Origin of the sequence: Halomonas salipaludis (assembly GCF_002286975.1) — a bacterium.
GTDB lineage: Bacteria > Pseudomonadota > Gammaproteobacteria > Pseudomonadales > Halomonadaceae > Franzmannia > Franzmannia salipaludis.
This window is the reverse complement of sequence record NZ_NSKB01000004.1, coordinates 344,252-358,399: the sequence shown is the minus strand read 5'-3', so window position 1 is coordinate 358,399 and position 14,148 is coordinate 344,252. Positions and strand designations below refer to the sequence as shown.

Below are 14,148 nucleotides of genomic sequence, written 5' to 3'. Positions count from 1 at the left end.
TCTTCGGTTTTCCGTCATTGCCTGGGAAGGGCCCGCGATCCATGTGCGTGCTCCCCATGTTTTATATTTTATACAATCTGCGGGCCGCGTTGTGAAGCCTCAGTCAGAAAAGTATGCGCTGTGTCGAGCCCATGTAGACGTTGGTGGTAGGTGCTTGCTAGGATAAATTATATAATTTATACAATCTTCAGGCGACACTTCAACCGAGTAACCGCCATGACCCAGGCGTACCCCAACGCGACGACTTCTATCCAGACGCGCACCCAATCGGGGACTGGTGTCGACGATGCTGACATCGCGGTCGTTGGCGCGGGTGTCATCGGCACGGCTTGTGCCATCGAGTTAGCCCGTCAGGGGTATCGGGTTCGGGTGGTGGATCGCGATGTGCCAGGTATGGGGGCCTCCTTTGGTAATGCGGGCCATATGGCAACGGAACAGGTCTTTCCCATTGCCGATGCCTCACTGCTGATGCGTATCCCGGGGATGCTGATGGACCCCACCGGGCCACTAAGGCTGGACTGGCGCTATTTGCCTAGGTCCATCCCCTGGCTGATGAGGGTGCTATGGAATCTGCGCGCTTCTCCCTACCTGGCTAGCGTGGCGGGTATTCGGGCGCTTAACGAAGCGAGTCTCGCCGCTTGGAAGCGGTTGTTGACGAGCATTGATAAGCCTTGGCTTCTAAAGCATGAGGGATCGCTACTGGTACACGAGAGCGATGCGACTGCCGGTGAGCTTGCCCAGGCAATGGCGCGATTCTCTGGCCAAGGCGTGGCCTGTGAAAGTCTCGGCGGTGAGCGTGTGCGACAGCTGGCACCTTCGCTGAGCGAACGCATCTGCGGCGGCCTGTTTTTCCCCGAGACAGGGCACGTGATCGACCCTCATCAAGTGGTCGAGGAGTTAGCGGGAGCCGCCGAGACGCTCGGGGTGCGTTTCACTCGCGCCGAGGTGATGGCTGGGCAGGCAAGTGACGGCGGGGTTCGTCTACAGACGAGCAGCGGCGTGCTCGATGTGCCAAGGGTGCTCATCGCTGCCGGTGCCCACTCGGCTTCTTTGGTGGCCTCGTTGACTGGCGTACGGGTGCCACTGGATACCGAGCGTGGCTATCACTTGATGCTTCCTCGCGAGGGTGACCGGCTGCCGATGGCAGTCACTTCGCTGGAGCGGCGCTTCATTATGACCCCGTTGGCAGGGGGGCTGCGATTGGCTGGCACCGTGGAATTTGCCGGCCTTAAACGTCCAGCGTTCATGGAGCGTGCCTGGCGGCTTCGGGCACTGGCCGATGGCCTGTTCTCGGAGCCCCTCGACGAGGCGGAAGCGACTCCCTGGATGGGGTTTCGTCCTTCGCTACCCGATTCGCTACCAATCATCGACCGGACAGGCCCTGAGGGGCGGGTTTGGTTAGCCTTCGGGCATCATCATCTCGGGTTGACCCAGGCGGCCGTAACCGCACGACTGATCGGTCAGTTTGCTTCGTCCGACCAGGACGGGGTGGCGCCCGGATTGCCGCCGCTGTCGCCCTATCGGTTGTCACGGTTTACCTGAAGCCTTGGGCTGGCGCGACACATCTTCACTCGATCAACGAACGCAAGGCGGGGGCGATAGATTCATAAACAGAGGCTTGCACACCGTCAGGGTTTCGGTTAGCTTCGCTTTCGTAGATTGTATATTATATAAATAAATCTGATGGCACGGTGACCACGCAGGCTGACACGCAGCTTGCATGGGAATAAAAACAAGGAGACATGTAATGAAGATGCATCGAAAGACGTTGGTTGCAGCATTGGCCACCACCGTACTGGGTGTTGCCGCAGGGCCTACGATGGCTAGTGATACGAACGGCGACTCACCGCTGGGTGATGGACCCATTCGTTTGGTCATCCCCTTTGGCCCAGGCGGCGGTTCCGATATGACGGCCCGTGTGCTCACGGCCACTGCACCAGAATTCTGCGGTCCACGAATCGACGTCGTCAGCATGAGCGGGGCCGCGGGGCTCGAAGCTGTCAACCACGTCATGAATGCCGAATCGGATGGGCACACTCTGCTAGTGACAGACTATGGCCCCATTGTGACCTCTGGCTTCGTCGACGATGTGGAGTGGTCTCATGATGACTGGGATCCGGTCATGCTGTTCACCGAATGGCTACCCACCGTGTATACCCATGCGGATCACGAAATTGACAGTATCGAGGACTGGGTCGATAAGCTTGAGGCGGAGCCGAATTCCGTGACGTTCGCTCATGCGGCACCTCTTGGTATCGTCCATTTGCCGCTGATCCTCTTCGAGATGGAGACGGGACTCGAGAATCGCCATATTCCTACCTCGGGCGGTGGTGAGACCCGTAGCATGGTCATGGGTGAGCATGTCGACTTGGGCATGACGCTGCCTGCCAGCATTGCAGCGGAAGTCGAAAATGGCACGCTGAAAGCACTGGGTACTTTTGCCGACGAACGCGCCGATGTCTTGCCCGATGTACCGACGTTCAAGGAGGCGGGTTACGACGTCTCTCTGCCAGCTTGGCTAATGATTTTCGCCAAGAATGATGTGCCGCAAGAGACCAAGGGATTTCTACAAGATTGCTTTATGGAAGCGCTGGCGACGCCGACTGCCGAATCGATGAGTGATCGCACGAACGCGGGGATCGATCCGCGTGGCATGGAAGATTCTGCCGAGCTCTACCACAACACGGTAGAGATGGTGGGCAGTATTCTGCGTGAGATTGGCGAGATCGATTAAGCATGCCAGTAAATTGACTAGGAGCGGCAGTGAGTAGCTGCCGCTCCTTGTGCATCTACATGATCTCTCTCAATAATACTTGCCGGAGTCTTCCATGCTTGAAGCGCTTGCGGATGCCTTGTCATTGGCGCTGGACCCCTCGGTACTGCTGTTCGTGGCGCTGGGAATCCTGCTGGGTATCACCCTGGGCGCCATACCTGGCCTTAGCGGTGACATGGCTATCGCACTGTTACTTCCTACCGTGTTCTACCTCGAACCTGCCTCTGCGCTGGGGTTGCTCGTCGGGATCTACAAGGGCGGTATGTTCGGCGGATCGATCTCTGGCATAACCTTCGGTGTACCCGGCACCCCGGGAGCTGCTGCCACCACTATCGACGGTTATCAGGCGAAACTGAAAGGCAAGCCCAATCGTGCGCTGCATACCGCATTGTATTCGTCAGTCGCTGGTGATACCTCCAGTGACCTGATCCTGATCTTTATTGCGTTGCCTCTAGCCGCTGTTGCATTGAAGTTTGGGCCCGTGGAGTTCTTCGCCCTTTATGCATTCTCCCTATTATTGATTTCTGCGCTGACCCGAGGACAGCTTGCCAAGGGAGTGGCAGCCTGCGCACTGGGTATTCTGCTCTCCATGATTGGTCGTGACCCTATCGGTGGCTCACTGCGCATGACCTTTGGAATCCCCGAGTTGGCGGGGGGGCTCAGTCTTATCCCGGTACTGGTTGGGATCTTTGCGGTCTCGGAGTTGATCGTGCAGGTTTCCAAGGCGTGGGCCGCCAAGTCGCGCGCCATCGTCGAGGACGCTAAACAGAAGTCGAATATGTTTAGCGACTATGATGCCGCCGCTGACAAGCTGCCATTCCGCGACTTTCTCAAGCTCTGGAAAGCGACCGCCATTGGCACAGGTACCGGTACCTTGATTGGGGCATTGCCTGGCGCAGGGTCTTCGTTGGCAGCGTTTATCAGCTATGGTCTGGCCCAGCGCTTCTCGCGCAGTAGCGATGAATTCGGTAAGGGGTCCATGGAGGGTGTCGCTAGTGCCGAGGCGGGTAACAGCGCTACCTCAGGCTCAACCCTTATCCCGCTATTCGCCTTCGGCATACCGGGGAGTGCCACGGCAGCTCTGTTCGGTGCCGCGTTCATTCTAATGGGAATGACGCCGGGGCCGAACATGGTGCGCGATCATTCGGATGTCATCTATGCCCTGTTCATCATTCTTGTCTATGCCAACATGGTCAACTTGCTGATGGGCAAGGTGCTGCTGCCATACTACTCCAAGATGTCGATGGTTCAGCCGCGCATCCTGCTGCCTATCGTCTTCTGTCTGGCGATCTTTGGCACCTATGCGGCTGGTAATTCTTTCGTCGACGTGTGGGTGCTGCTGGGAGCCGGTCTGCTCGGGGTGGTGCTGCGTCTTTATGGCTTCCCATTGGCGCCGCTAATCCTGGGGTTCATCGTCGGGCCGGGGGCCGAACGGGCGCTGCGGCAGTCACTGTTGATTGGCGGTGAGTGGTCTTATCTGTTTTCGAGTCCGATCGCTATCGGCTTTTATGCCACTGCGCTGGGGTTGATCTTACTGTTCACGTTGCTGCTGCGAAACAAGGCGTAAGCCGGGAAGGGTATGATGTCATCAATGTTGCGTAATCCGCTGCGCTACCAGGACTTCTATGTGGGACTGGTGATGATCGCTATTGCTGCCGCTGGCCTGTTGGATATCGCCTACGGCAACTGGCGAACCGGTCAGACAATGGGGCCCCAGGCATTTCCACAGGTTGCTTATATTGCGATCATGATGGCGGGAGTCATGGTGTCGGCCAATACCTGCATTGGCAAATATGACGCCAGGCAGGAGGAGATTGTCAGCGTGCTGGTGACCGCCGTGGTGATGGTGTCGGGGGGCGTGCTGCTGTTTCTGCTGGCGGGTCGGTTGGGGTTCACGGTTACCCTCGCCTTGGCGCTGGTGGTGGGCTCCTCACTGCTCACTCGGGCGCCGCTGCGCCACTGGAAAACCGCGATCCTGCTGCCCTTTGTGGCAGCAGTGATCATGTATGTTCTGTTCGTTCAGTTGATTCGGATTCCGCTCCCGGGAGGGCTACTCTTCTAACTGGTGCTGGTTGATTGGTGGCGGGCTCGAAAGGATCAGGGGCGACGTTCAGGAGAGCAGCTGATACTCGAACAGCAGCTGCTTGAAGTCCTGGCGCTGATGGGCGAACAAATAAATGGATACCTGCTGCTGCTCGGGCCAGTGGCGATAGATGATGCGATAGCCGTCGATCAGTAGCTCGCGATAGTGGCTGATGCCGAGCTCCAGAGCCAGACGGCAAGCCGGGTATGCTCCAGGGCGTTCAGAGAGGCGTTCCAGCGCAGTACCGACGAGGCGCCTTGAATAAGTGTGTGCCTCTACCGGGGGCCACTCCAGATGATCGATCAAGAAATGACGACAGCTTCGTAGCGAGTGCAGGGCAGTGTCTTCAAGGGTAACAGGCAGGGGTGGGGTCACAGCGCCCCACCCAGCTCGGCTCTTTCATCTTTCTCTAGCCGCGCCATAAACTCCTCGGCGCTCATGGTCTTGCCCTCCGCGCGGCTCTTCTCGCCCAGGCTCAGCAGCTTGAGCAAGGCAATGGCCTGCTCGCGCCGCTCGTGAGCTGCAAAAGACTCGACAACGTAGGTGGGCTTGCCTTTTTGAGTTATCACCAGCGGCTCCTGAACATCGAGGGTGGCCGCATTCTGTTTGAGATAGCTAATGGTCTCGGTGCGCATTGACGACATCCTGATCAGTGACGGTTGGTCCAAATATAGTCCACCAAAAGATCGGTTGCCACTTGCTTACTGAGGGGTCTCCTGCCACTGCTCCAGCCAGTCTTCCAACTCCGGCCAGACGTTGTCGAGGATCACCGGCTGGGCGGCGGCGGTGGGGTGGATGCCGTCGGACTGCATCAGGCCCTCTTCCAGCGCCACGCCGTCGAGCAGGAAGGGTACCAGAGGGATGTCGTACTCCTCGGCGAGACTGCGGTAAACACCGCTGAAGGCGTCGCGGTAGGCCTGGCCGTAGTTGGGCGGAATATCGATCCCGAGTAACAGTACTTCGGCATCAGCAGACTGGCTGGCCTCGATCATGCCGGCCAGGTTCTGCTGCATCTGCTGGGGGGGCAAACCGCGCAGGCCGTCATTGCCGCCCAGTTCCAGTAGCACCAACTGCGGTTCGTGCTGTCCCAACAAATCGGGCAGGCGCTCGGCGCCGCCGGCGGTGGTCTCGCCGCTGATGCTGGCGTTGACGACGCGTACCTCGCCGTCGAGTCGTTCGTTGAGCAGGTGTACCCAGCTCTCCTCCTGCTCGATGCCATACGCCGCGCTGAGGCTGTCGCCCAGCACCAGCAGCGTCGGCGGCGTGTCGGCATGGGCCGCCGGCCATGCGATGATGGCGGCAATGCTCAGTACACCGGCGGCGAGCATGTGCGTCATGCGTCGCCCTTGAATACCAGCAAACCCCAGCACAGGGAAACCGCTTGTCATGTCAGACTCCTTGAAGACGGATGCTTCCGCGATTCTACACGCCCGAGGCTTGGGCAAGCAGGTCACCAGCGGCGATAAGCCGCTGATCATTTTGAGCGATCTGGCCCTCGATGTGTTCCCCGGCGAGACCCTGGCGATCCTCGGCGCCAGTGGGGCCGGCAAATCGACCCTGCTGGGGTTGCTGGCCGGACTCGACGAACCCACCAGCGGCGAGCTGACGCTGTTCGGCGACGCGCTGTCGAGCCTCGACGAGGACGGTCGCGCTCAGCTGCGCGCCGGCCGCGTGGGTTTCGTGTTTCAGAACTTCCAGCTGCTGCCGACCCTGACCGCGCTGGAGAACGTACTGCTGCCGCTGGAGCTATCGCCACTCGCGGACAGCGAGCGACGTGGCTGCGACTGGCTGACCCGGGTCGGCCTAGGCGAGCGCCTGAGCCATCTGCCCAAGCAGCTCTCCGGCGGCGAGCAGCAGCGCGTGGCCGTGGCCCGCGCCTTCGTCACCGATCCGCAACTGGTATTCGCCGACGAGCCCACCGGCAATCTCGATCCGGCCACCGGCAAGCGCATCATCGACCTGCTGTTTACCCTCAACCGCGAGGCCGGCACCACCCTGGTGCTGGTCACCCACGATCACGCCCTGGCACGGCGCTGCGACCGCTGCCTGCGCCTCGACGATGGGCGGCTCGAGCCGCTGGTGCTGGACGAGGTCGAGGCATGAGCAGCATTGCCGATACATCACGACCTACATCACGCCAGGCCCGTGGCCTGGGTACCTTGCGCTGGTCGCTGCGCGGCATGCGGCGCGACCTGCGTGCCGCCGACGTGCGCGCGCTGTTCGTGGCGCTGGCGCTGGCGGTGGCTGCCTCGACCATGATCGGCTTCTTTCTCGACCGCCTCGAGCGTGGCCTCGAGCGCCAGGCCGGCCAATTGCTCGGCGGTGATCTGGTGCTCGAACAGGGCCGCCCCTTCGATGACGGCCTGCGTCAGGAGCTGGTCGAGGCCGGTTTCACACTGAGCGACCAGGTCGATCTAGTGTCGATGATCAGTCATGCCGACCGCTTCCAGCCCGCCAGCCTCAAGGTGGTCGACGACGTCTATCCGCACTACGGGGTGTCCCACGTCGATCTCGGTGACGGCATCGAACAGCTGGCCCAGGGGCCGGCGGCAGGTGAGGCCTGGCTGGGGCCGCGTCTGATGCAGCTGCTGGAAGTGCAGATCGGCGACCAGGTGCAGGTCGGCGAGACGCAGCTGAGCGTGGCCGGGGTGATCGAACGCGAAGCCGACCAGTCGGGGGGCTTCGGCAACTTCAACCCGCGCCTGATGATGAATCTTGCCGACCTCGAGGCCACCAACCTCGTGCAGCCCGGCTCGCGTGTGGAGTTCGAGATTCTTGCCGCCGGCCCGCCGGAGGCACTGACCCGGGTCGAGGCCACGCTTGCCGAGCTGCGTCGCGACGGCGTCGAGGTGCGCGACGTGCGCAGTGACCGCCCCCAGCTCGGCAATGCGCTGGCCCGCGCCGAGCAGTACCTGAGCCTGGCCGGCCTCGCTGCGGTGCTGCTGGCGGGGGTGGCAGTGGCCATGGCCACGCGCCGCTACGTCGACCGCCACCTCGACACCGCAGCGCTGCTGCGCTGTTTCGGTGCTACCCAGCGTCAGCTGACCCGGCTGTTCGCCCTGCAGCTGCTGTGGCTGGCGCTGGCGGCATCGGTGCTCGGTGCCTTGCTGGGGCTGGCCGGTCAGGCCGGGTTGCTGTGGTTGCTGACCGCCTTTCTGCCGCTCGAGCTACCGCCGCCGGGGCCGCTGCCGCTGCTACTCGGCGTGCTGACGGCGCTGGCCGTGCTGGCCGGCTTTGCCGGCCCTACGCTGCTACGTCTCAAGCGCGTCAGCGCGCTCAAGGTATTGCGGCGTGAGCTCGATCCGCTGCCGGCCTCGGCATGGCTGGTGGTGGCGGTGGCGAGCCTGGTGTTCGGCGGCCTGCTGTGGCTCTACTCCGGTGACCCGCAGCTGGCCTTCGGCCTGCTGGCCGGCGGCCTGGTCATGCTGGTGGTGCTGTGGGGCCTCGGGGCACTGCTGCTGGGTGGGGTGGTACGTCTCGCCGCCTGGCTGCCCCAAGGGGGCAGCAAGCGCCAGGCGCTGCGTCTCGGTGCCCAGCAGCTGGCGCGGCGGCGCGGCGCCAGCCTCGGCCAGCTGCTGGCGTTCTCGGTGACCTTCGCCGCCATGGCGATGATCGCCCTGGTGCGCGGCGACCTGCTGACCACTTGGCAGGATCAACTGCCGGAGGACACACCCAACTATTTCGCCATCAATATCCAGCCCGGTGAACGCGACGCTTTCATCGATACCCTCGACGATGCTGTGGACGAGCGCACCACCCTATACCCGATGGTGCGCGGGCGGATCTCGGCGATCAACGACCAGACCCCGCGCGATGCGGTGCCGGCCGATGCCCGCGGCGACGGCTCGCTGCGTCGTGAACTCAACCTCACCTGGCGCGAGACGCTGCCCGATGGCAATCGGCTGGTCGCCGGCCAGTGGTTCGATGCCGGCCCCGCGCTTGCCGACGGCCGGGTGCCGATCTCGGTGGAGGATGGTCTCGCCGAACGGCTCGGCCTCTCCCTCGGCGACACCATGACCTTCTCCATCGGCAGCGACGAGATCGTCGGCGAACTCACCAGTCTGCGCAATCTCGACTGGGACAGCTTCCGCCCCAACTTCTTCGTGATCTTCCCGCCCGAGGTGCTGGAGCGCTACGGCCACAGCTATATCACCGCCTTCCACCTCGACCGTGAGCGTGACGACATCAGCCGCGCCCTGGTGCGCGAGTTCCCCGGCGTCTCGCTGCTCAACGTCGAGGCGATCCTCGGCCAGGTGCGTGAGCTGCTGACCCAGGTGACCCGCGCGGTGGAGTTCGTGCTCGGCTTCGTGCTGCTGGCCGGTATCAGCGTGCTGTATGCCGCCCTCACCGCTAGCCGTCCGACGCGGGCTCACGAAAGCGGCTTGCTGAGGGTGTTCGGCGCCGGCGACCGCCTGATCTCGCGGGTCCAGGGGGCCGAGTTCGCGATTCTCGGCTTTGCCAGCGGCCTGATGGGCGCCCTGCTTGCCGAGCTCGCTGCGGCAGGTGTCTATCTCGCCTGGTTCGACCTCGCCCCCAGGGTCCACTGGGGCCTGTGGCTGACCTTGCCGCTGGGCGGTGCGCTGCTGATTGGCGTGATCGGCCATGCGCTGTCGCGCAGTGTACGCCGCCAGACGCCGATGCAGAGCCTGGGGCTACTGGGAGAAGCATGACCGTTTCCCCTGGCCGCGGGTTTAGCCTGGCTAAAGCGAAAGTGAGAAATACTCGGGCAGCCATGACCCCCTTTCATGTGAAAGGGGGCATGGGCTGGGGTATCATGGCGCCTCTCGATTTTGCCTATCGTTCGCCCCCGATTGAGGACCCACGACGATGTTCAGCCGTGATATGACCATTGCCGGTTTCGATGATGCCCTGCTGGATGCGATGAACAAGGAAGTCGCACGCCAGGAAGCGCACATCGAGCTGATCGCCTCCGAGAACTATGCAAGCCCCCGGGTGATGGAAGCCCAGGGCAGCCAGCTGACCAACAAGTATGCGGAAGGCTACCCCGGCAAGCGCTACTACGGCGGCTGCGAGTACGTCGACATCGTCGAGCAGCTGGCCATCGACTATGCCAAGCAGCTGTTTGGGGCCAGTTACGCCAACGTCCAGCCGCACTCCGGCTCCCAGGCCAACGGCGCGGTCTTCCAGGCGCTGGTCAAGCCCGGCGACACCGTGCTCGGGATGAGCCTCGACGCCGGTGGCCACCTGACTCATGGCGCCAAGCCCAACTTCTCCGGCAAGCACTACAATGCCGTGCAGTACGGCCTCGGCGAAGACGGCCTGATCGACTATGACGAAGTGGCTGCGCTTGCCCGCGAGCACCAGCCGAAGATGATCATCGCCGGCTTCTCTGCCTACTCGCAGATCATCGACTGGGCCAGGTTCCGCGAGATCGCCGACGAGGTGGGCGCCTACCTGCTGGTCGACATGGCCCACGTCGCCGGCCTGGTCGCCGCCGGTGTCTACCCCACGCCGCTGCCCCACGCCCACGTGGTCACCACCACCACCCACAAGACCCTGCGCGGCCCGCGCGGTGGCCTGATCCTCTCCAGCGAGGGCGACGCCGAGATCGAGAAGAAGCTGCAGTCGGCGGTCTTCCCTGGCGGTCAGGGCGGCCCGCTAGAGCACGTCATCGCCGCCAAGGCGATCTGCTTCAAGGAAGCCATGGCGCCGGGCTTCAAGGCCTACCAGCAGCAGGTGGTCAAGAATGCCCAGGCGATGGCAGGCGTGTTCATCGAGCGCGGCTTCGACGTGGTCTCCGGCGGTACCGAGGACCACCTCTTCCTGCTGTCGCTGGTCAAGCAGGGCCTGACCGGCAAGGACGCCGATGCTGCCCTGGGGCGCGCGCATATCACCGTCAACAAGAACGCCGTGCCCGGCGACCCGCAGAGCCCCTTCGTGACCTCCGGACTGCGCATCGGCACCCCGGCGGTGACCACCCGCGGCTTTGGCGAAGCCGAGTGCAAGGACCTCGCCGGCTGGATTTGCGACATCCTCGACGTGATGGCCAAGGCTGAGAGCACCGATGGCATCGAGGCCGAGGTCAAGGCCAAGGTAGAAGCGGTCTGCGCGCGCCTGCCGGTGTATCGCGACTGATCGCTTATCCTCATTGCTGACAGCATCCAGAAGCGCTCCGCCTTGGCGGGGCGCTTCTTGCTTTTGGGTACTGGATTAGCGTGAATCGGAGTGCGTTCAGTGCAATGCAACATGCAGGCGCTGTGGCGGCTCAGCGAGTCAGCTTTCTGGCCATATCGGCACCGATCACCCCCTGCATGGCATCCTTGAGACGCGGGTCGCGCTGGTAAAGTGCCTCGAGGTCGCGGCGTCGCCAGCTCAAGTAGTCGATGGCGCCTTTGGTAACCACCGTAGCGCTGGCGGGCTTGCCGGTGACGAAACTCATCTCGCCGGCGAAGTCACCCGGACGCAGCGTGGCGCGGTGCTGCCCGTCGGCATGCACCTCTGCCTCACCATCGAGCAGCAGGATCAGCCGATCAAGCGGTTGATCCTGCTCGATCAGAGCAGCGTCTGCTGGGCAGTGTCGACGCTGGGTCGGGCGCAGCACCTTGAGCATTTCTCGCGGTGTGAGCATGCGAAAGGTGTGGCGGTGCAGCCAGCGTTGGTCATCATCCAGTACCACCGGCCGTCGCGCCAGCAGCAGCACGGTGAGGTTGAAAGCGTTGATGGCGATAAAGGCGATTTGCCAGCCAATTGCCGAATAGAGTGGGGTGTCGAGAAAATAGAAGTAGGGCAGCGTACTCAGTGCAGCGAGGATGGTGATGGCGCGCAGGTAGGCCATGTCGCGCACTAGATAAGCGAGGCAGAACAGTAGATTGGCAAAGAAAAATAGCCCTGTGGTCATGGTAGAACCGTCCTCTGGCAGCAGATCTGGCAGTGGCACGCCTGACCCAAGCCCGACATGTTACCCATGACGACTGCCGCAGGGGCAAGTTTTCAATGCTTTGAGAAGCGCACACCTGAACGTCAGTGCGGCCGCTGGTTGCACCAAAGTGGCGTTTTTGCATTATCCAGGATGGTGCATAGCAGTGGCTGTGAGTGCCTTCGGAACGTGACGGAGGCACGCCGAGCGAGCGCCCACAGGCGTTCGCAGCGAACTGGCACGCCACGTGCTAGTGTCACCAGTAATGCGCAAGTACGCGCACTCCCTTGCACGTCAGCAGGTGTCGTATGAATCACGCCCCAGTGTCACCGCCACGCCTGGTCTTCACCGATCTCGACGGCTCACTGCTCGACCACGACAGCTACGACTGGTCGCCGGCCAAGGTGTGGCTGACGCGTCTTGCCGTGGCGGGCGTCGCGGTGGTTCCGGTGACCAGCAAGACCCGCGCCGAGCTGCTTTCGCTGCGCCTCGAGCTGGGTCTGGCCAAGAGCCCGTTCATCGCCGAAAACGGTGCGGTGATCGGGCTGCCACCGGCCTGGCAGCATGCCCGTCTGGATCGCGATCCTGCCGACCCGCACGGCCTTGCGATCAAGACGCCGGGGTTGGATATCGGTTTTATCCGCACTCGCCTCGAAGTGATTCGCGAGCGGCTTGGCGTCGCATTCCGCGGCATGGGCGACATGTCCCTCGACGAGATCGTCGCGCACACCGGCCTGCCCGAGCCGGCCGCCCGCCAGGCCCGGGTGCGAGAGGGTAGCGAGCCGCTGATCTGGCAGGACGATGGCGCGGCCCTGGAGCGCTTTCGCCAAGCCCTGTCCGACGATGGCCTGCGCCTGACCCGCGGTGGGCGCTTCTGGCACGTGATGGGCGAGGTGCACAAGGGCGCCTCGGTGGCGTGGCTGATCGAGCGTTTTACATCGCTGCGCGGCAGCCAACCGATTACCTTGGGTCTGGGCGACGGGCCTAATGACGTGCCCATGCTCGACGCCGTGGACCGCGGAGTGCTGATTCCCGGCCACCATGGCCAGTGCGTCGAGGTTGACAACCCGATGCTGTACTGCGCCGCGCTGGATGGCCCGCGAGGCTGGGTAGAAGGGCTGGAACACTGGTGGGGCGACGAGATTCCCGAGGCCGTCGGTGACGGCGCCAATGGCAAGGAGCGCGAGCGATGAGTGATTTCTATCAGAACGGTATCATCACCAACTTCCATAACCTGACCCAACGCCCGGTGGAGGCGCTGGAGGCCGACCTAGTGCGCTTCTCGATGCGCCGCCCGATGGGCCTGATCCTGCCCTCGCTCTACTCCGAACTGGAGGGCCCGGCGCTGTCGCATATCGTCGACGAGCTGGCCAAGGTGCCGTATCTCTCCGAGATCGTCATCGGACTGGATCGCGCCGACCGCGAGCAGTTCCTCCACGCCCGCGAGTTCTTCTCGCGGCTGCCGCAGCACCATCGCATCCTGTGGAACGACGGCCCGCGTCTCAAGGCCCTGGACGAGGAGCTCGCCGCCGAGAACATCTCGCCCCAGGAGCCGGGCAAGGGGCGCAACGTATGGTTCTGCTCCGGGTACATCCAGGCCTCGCGGCGCGCCGAGGCAGTGGCGCTGCACGACTGCGATATCGTTACCTACGACCGCAGCCTGCTGGCCCGGCTGATCTACCCGGTGGCCCACCCCCAGTTCAACTACGAGTTCTGCAAGGGCTACTACTCGCGCATCGCCGACGGCAAGCTCAACGGCCGCGTGGCGCGGCTGATGGTCACGCCGCTGATCCGTGCGCTGAAGAAGATCTACGGCCCGCTGCCGTATCTCGATTACCTGGACAGCTACCGCTATCCGCTCTCCGGCGAGTTCTCGATGCGTGCCGACGTGCTCGACGGCATCCGCATCCCCAGCGACTGGGGCCTGGAGATCGGCGTGCTCTCCGAGGTGCACCGCAACTACTCCACTAAGCGGCTGTGCCAGGTGGATATCGCCGATATTTACGACCACAAGCATCAGCCGGTCTCGCAGGAGGATCCCTCCGGCGGGCTCAACCGCATGAGCCTGGATATCGCCAAGGCGCTGTATCGCAAGCTCGCCACCCTGGGCGTGCAGATCAGTGCCGAGAGCTTCCGCACCATCAAGGCCACCTACTACCGCATCGCCCTCGACCTGATCGAGGCCTACGACAACGACGCCATGATGAATGGCTTGAAGCTCGACCGACACAGCGAGGAGCAGGCGGTGGAGCTGTTCGCCAGCAATATCATGGAGGCCGGTGCAGCGTTTCTCGACAACCCTCGCGACAAGCCCTTCATCCCCAGCTGGAACCGCGTGCAGGCGGCGATCCCGGACCTGCTCGAGCGCATGCACGCCGCGGTGGAGCTCGACAACCAGGGCAAGGTGTAAACGAC

General features: G+C 62.9%; 13 protein-coding genes. 9 read left to right on the top strand and 4 right to left on the bottom strand.

Features of this window, described 5'->3' with window-relative positions:
* Window positions 1-216: 216 nt before the first annotated feature.
* The 4 genes from CK498_RS12075 to CK498_RS12060 all read left to right on the top strand — a co-directional run bounded on the left by CK498_RS12075 (window position 217) and on the right by CK498_RS12060 (window position 4,835).
* Entirely contained in the window at window positions 217-1,542 is a 1,326-nt protein-coding gene (locus CK498_RS12075; protein ID WP_095621104.1) for an NAD(P)/FAD-dependent oxidoreductase, read from the top strand.
* Window positions 1,543-1,747: 205 nt separating this feature from the next.
* On the top strand, window positions 1,748-2,734 hold the full coding sequence (locus tag CK498_RS12070; protein WP_095621103.1) for a Bug family tripartite tricarboxylate transporter substrate binding protein: 987 nt from the start codon (window positions 1,748-1,750) through the stop codon (window positions 2,732-2,734).
* A gap of 94 nt (window positions 2,735-2,828) precedes the next feature.
* A complete protein-coding gene (locus CK498_RS12065) occupies window positions 2,829-4,340 on the top strand; it encodes a tripartite tricarboxylate transporter permease (RefSeq protein ID WP_095621102.1) in 1,512 nt (503 codons plus the stop codon).
* Window positions 4,341-4,364: 24 nt separating this feature from the next.
* The gene (locus CK498_RS12060; RefSeq protein WP_217987760.1) at window positions 4,365-4,835 is read left to right on the top strand and encodes a tripartite tricarboxylate transporter TctB family protein; all 471 of its coding nucleotides are present in this window, start codon (window positions 4,365-4,367) and stop codon (window positions 4,833-4,835) included.
* Window positions 4,836-4,883: 48 nt separating this feature from the next.
* Here CK498_RS12060 and CK498_RS12055 read toward each other — a convergent pair whose 3' ends face one another.
* From CK498_RS12055 to CK498_RS12045, 3 genes are all read right to left on the bottom strand, one after another.
* Window positions 4,884-5,231, bottom strand: a complete 348-nt coding sequence (locus CK498_RS12055) for a type II toxin-antitoxin system RelE/ParE family toxin (protein WP_095621100.1) — start codon at window positions 5,229-5,231, stop codon at window positions 4,884-4,886.
* Window positions 5,228-5,491 carry a type II toxin-antitoxin system Phd/YefM family antitoxin gene (locus CK498_RS12050; protein ID WP_095621099.1) on the bottom strand — a complete coding sequence of 88 codons (264 nt, stop codon included), beginning with the start codon at window positions 5,489-5,491 and terminating at the stop codon, window positions 5,228-5,230. The genes CK498_RS12055 and CK498_RS12050 overlap by 4 nt, the downstream gene beginning before the upstream one ends.
* Window positions 5,492-5,557: 66 nt before the next feature.
* Complete coding sequence (locus CK498_RS12045; RefSeq protein WP_095621098.1) at window positions 5,558-6,244, bottom strand: arylesterase; 687 nt, start codon at window positions 6,242-6,244, stop codon at window positions 5,558-5,560.
* Between CK498_RS12045 and CK498_RS12040 the strand changes: the two genes are divergently transcribed.
* The 3 genes from CK498_RS12040 to glyA all read left to right on the top strand — a co-directional run bounded on the left by CK498_RS12040 (window position 6,243) and on the right by glyA (window position 10,952).
* Entirely contained in the window at window positions 6,243-6,959 is a 717-nt protein-coding gene (locus CK498_RS12040; RefSeq protein ID WP_095621097.1) for an ABC transporter ATP-binding protein, read from the top strand. The genes CK498_RS12045 and CK498_RS12040 overlap by 2 nt on opposite strands.
* Before the next feature lie 77 nt (window positions 6,960-7,036).
* Complete coding sequence (locus CK498_RS12035) at window positions 7,037-9,526, top strand: ABC transporter permease (protein ID WP_095621323.1); 2,490 nt, start codon at window positions 7,037-7,039, stop codon at window positions 9,524-9,526.
* Window positions 9,527-9,683: 157 nt separating this feature from the next.
* Window positions 9,684-10,952, top strand: coding sequence for a serine hydroxymethyltransferase (gene glyA, locus CK498_RS12030; protein ID WP_095621096.1), 1,269 nt, complete (start codon window positions 9,684-9,686; stop codon window positions 10,950-10,952).
* 130 nt (window positions 10,953-11,082) lie between these two features.
* Here the strand turns inward: glyA and CK498_RS12025 are convergent, their stop codons facing one another.
* Entirely contained in the window at window positions 11,083-11,715 is a 633-nt protein-coding gene (locus CK498_RS12025; protein ID WP_095621095.1) for a cyclic nucleotide-binding domain-containing protein, read from the bottom strand.
* A gap of 326 nt (window positions 11,716-12,041) precedes the next feature.
* Here CK498_RS12025 and CK498_RS12020 point away from each other — a divergent pair, with 326 nt between their 5' ends.
* Window positions 12,042-12,926: an HAD-IIB family hydrolase gene (locus tag CK498_RS12020; RefSeq protein ID WP_095621094.1), complete on the top strand. Its 885-nt coding sequence runs from the start codon at window positions 12,042-12,044 to the stop codon at window positions 12,924-12,926.
* The gene (locus CK498_RS12015; RefSeq protein ID WP_095621093.1) at window positions 12,923-14,143 is read left to right on the top strand and encodes a glycosyltransferase family protein; all 1,221 of its coding nucleotides are present in this window, start codon (window positions 12,923-12,925) and stop codon (window positions 14,141-14,143) included. The genes CK498_RS12020 and CK498_RS12015 overlap by 4 nt, the downstream gene beginning before the upstream one ends.
* The last annotated feature ends 5 nt before the right edge of the window (window positions 14,144-14,148 follow it).

What these genes read in the sequence shown, in the direction of transcription:
- CK498_RS12075 (WP_095621104.1), top strand. Translation starts at nt 217, where the DNA reads ATGACCCAGGCGTACCCCAACGCGACGACTTCTATCCAGACGCGCACC.
- CK498_RS12070 (WP_095621103.1), top strand. Translation starts at nt 1,748, where the DNA reads ATGAAGATGCATCGAAAGACGTTGGTTGCAGCATTGGCCACCACCGTA.
- CK498_RS12065 (WP_095621102.1), top strand. Translation starts at nt 2,829, where the DNA reads ATGCTTGAAGCGCTTGCGGATGCCTTGTCATTGGCGCTGGACCCCTCG.
- CK498_RS12060 (WP_217987760.1), top strand. Translation starts at nt 4,365, where the DNA reads ATGTTGCGTAATCCGCTGCGCTACCAGGACTTCTATGTGGGACTGGTG.
- CK498_RS12050 (WP_095621099.1), bottom strand. Translation starts at nt 5,491, where the DNA reads ATGCGCACCGAGACCATTAGCTATCTCAAACAGAATGCGGCCACCCTC.
- CK498_RS12040 (WP_095621097.1), top strand. Translation starts at nt 6,243, where the DNA reads ATGTCAGACTCCTTGAAGACGGATGCTTCCGCGATTCTACACGCCCGA.
- CK498_RS12045 (WP_095621098.1), bottom strand. Translation starts at nt 6,244, where the DNA reads ATGACAAGCGGTTTCCCTGTGCTGGGGTTTGCTGGTATTCAAGGGCGA.
- CK498_RS12035 (WP_095621323.1), top strand. Translation starts at nt 7,037, where the DNA reads ATGCGGCGCGACCTGCGTGCCGCCGACGTGCGCGCGCTGTTCGTGGCG.
- glyA (WP_095621096.1), top strand. Translation starts at nt 9,684, where the DNA reads ATGTTCAGCCGTGATATGACCATTGCCGGTTTCGATGATGCCCTGCTG.
- CK498_RS12025 (WP_095621095.1), bottom strand. Translation starts at nt 11,715, where the DNA reads ATGACCACAGGGCTATTTTTCTTTGCCAATCTACTGTTCTGCCTCGCT.
- CK498_RS12020 (WP_095621094.1), top strand. Translation starts at nt 12,042, where the DNA reads ATGAATCACGCCCCAGTGTCACCGCCACGCCTGGTCTTCACCGATCTC.
- CK498_RS12015 (WP_095621093.1), top strand. Translation starts at nt 12,923, where the DNA reads ATGAGTGATTTCTATCAGAACGGTATCATCACCAACTTCCATAACCTG.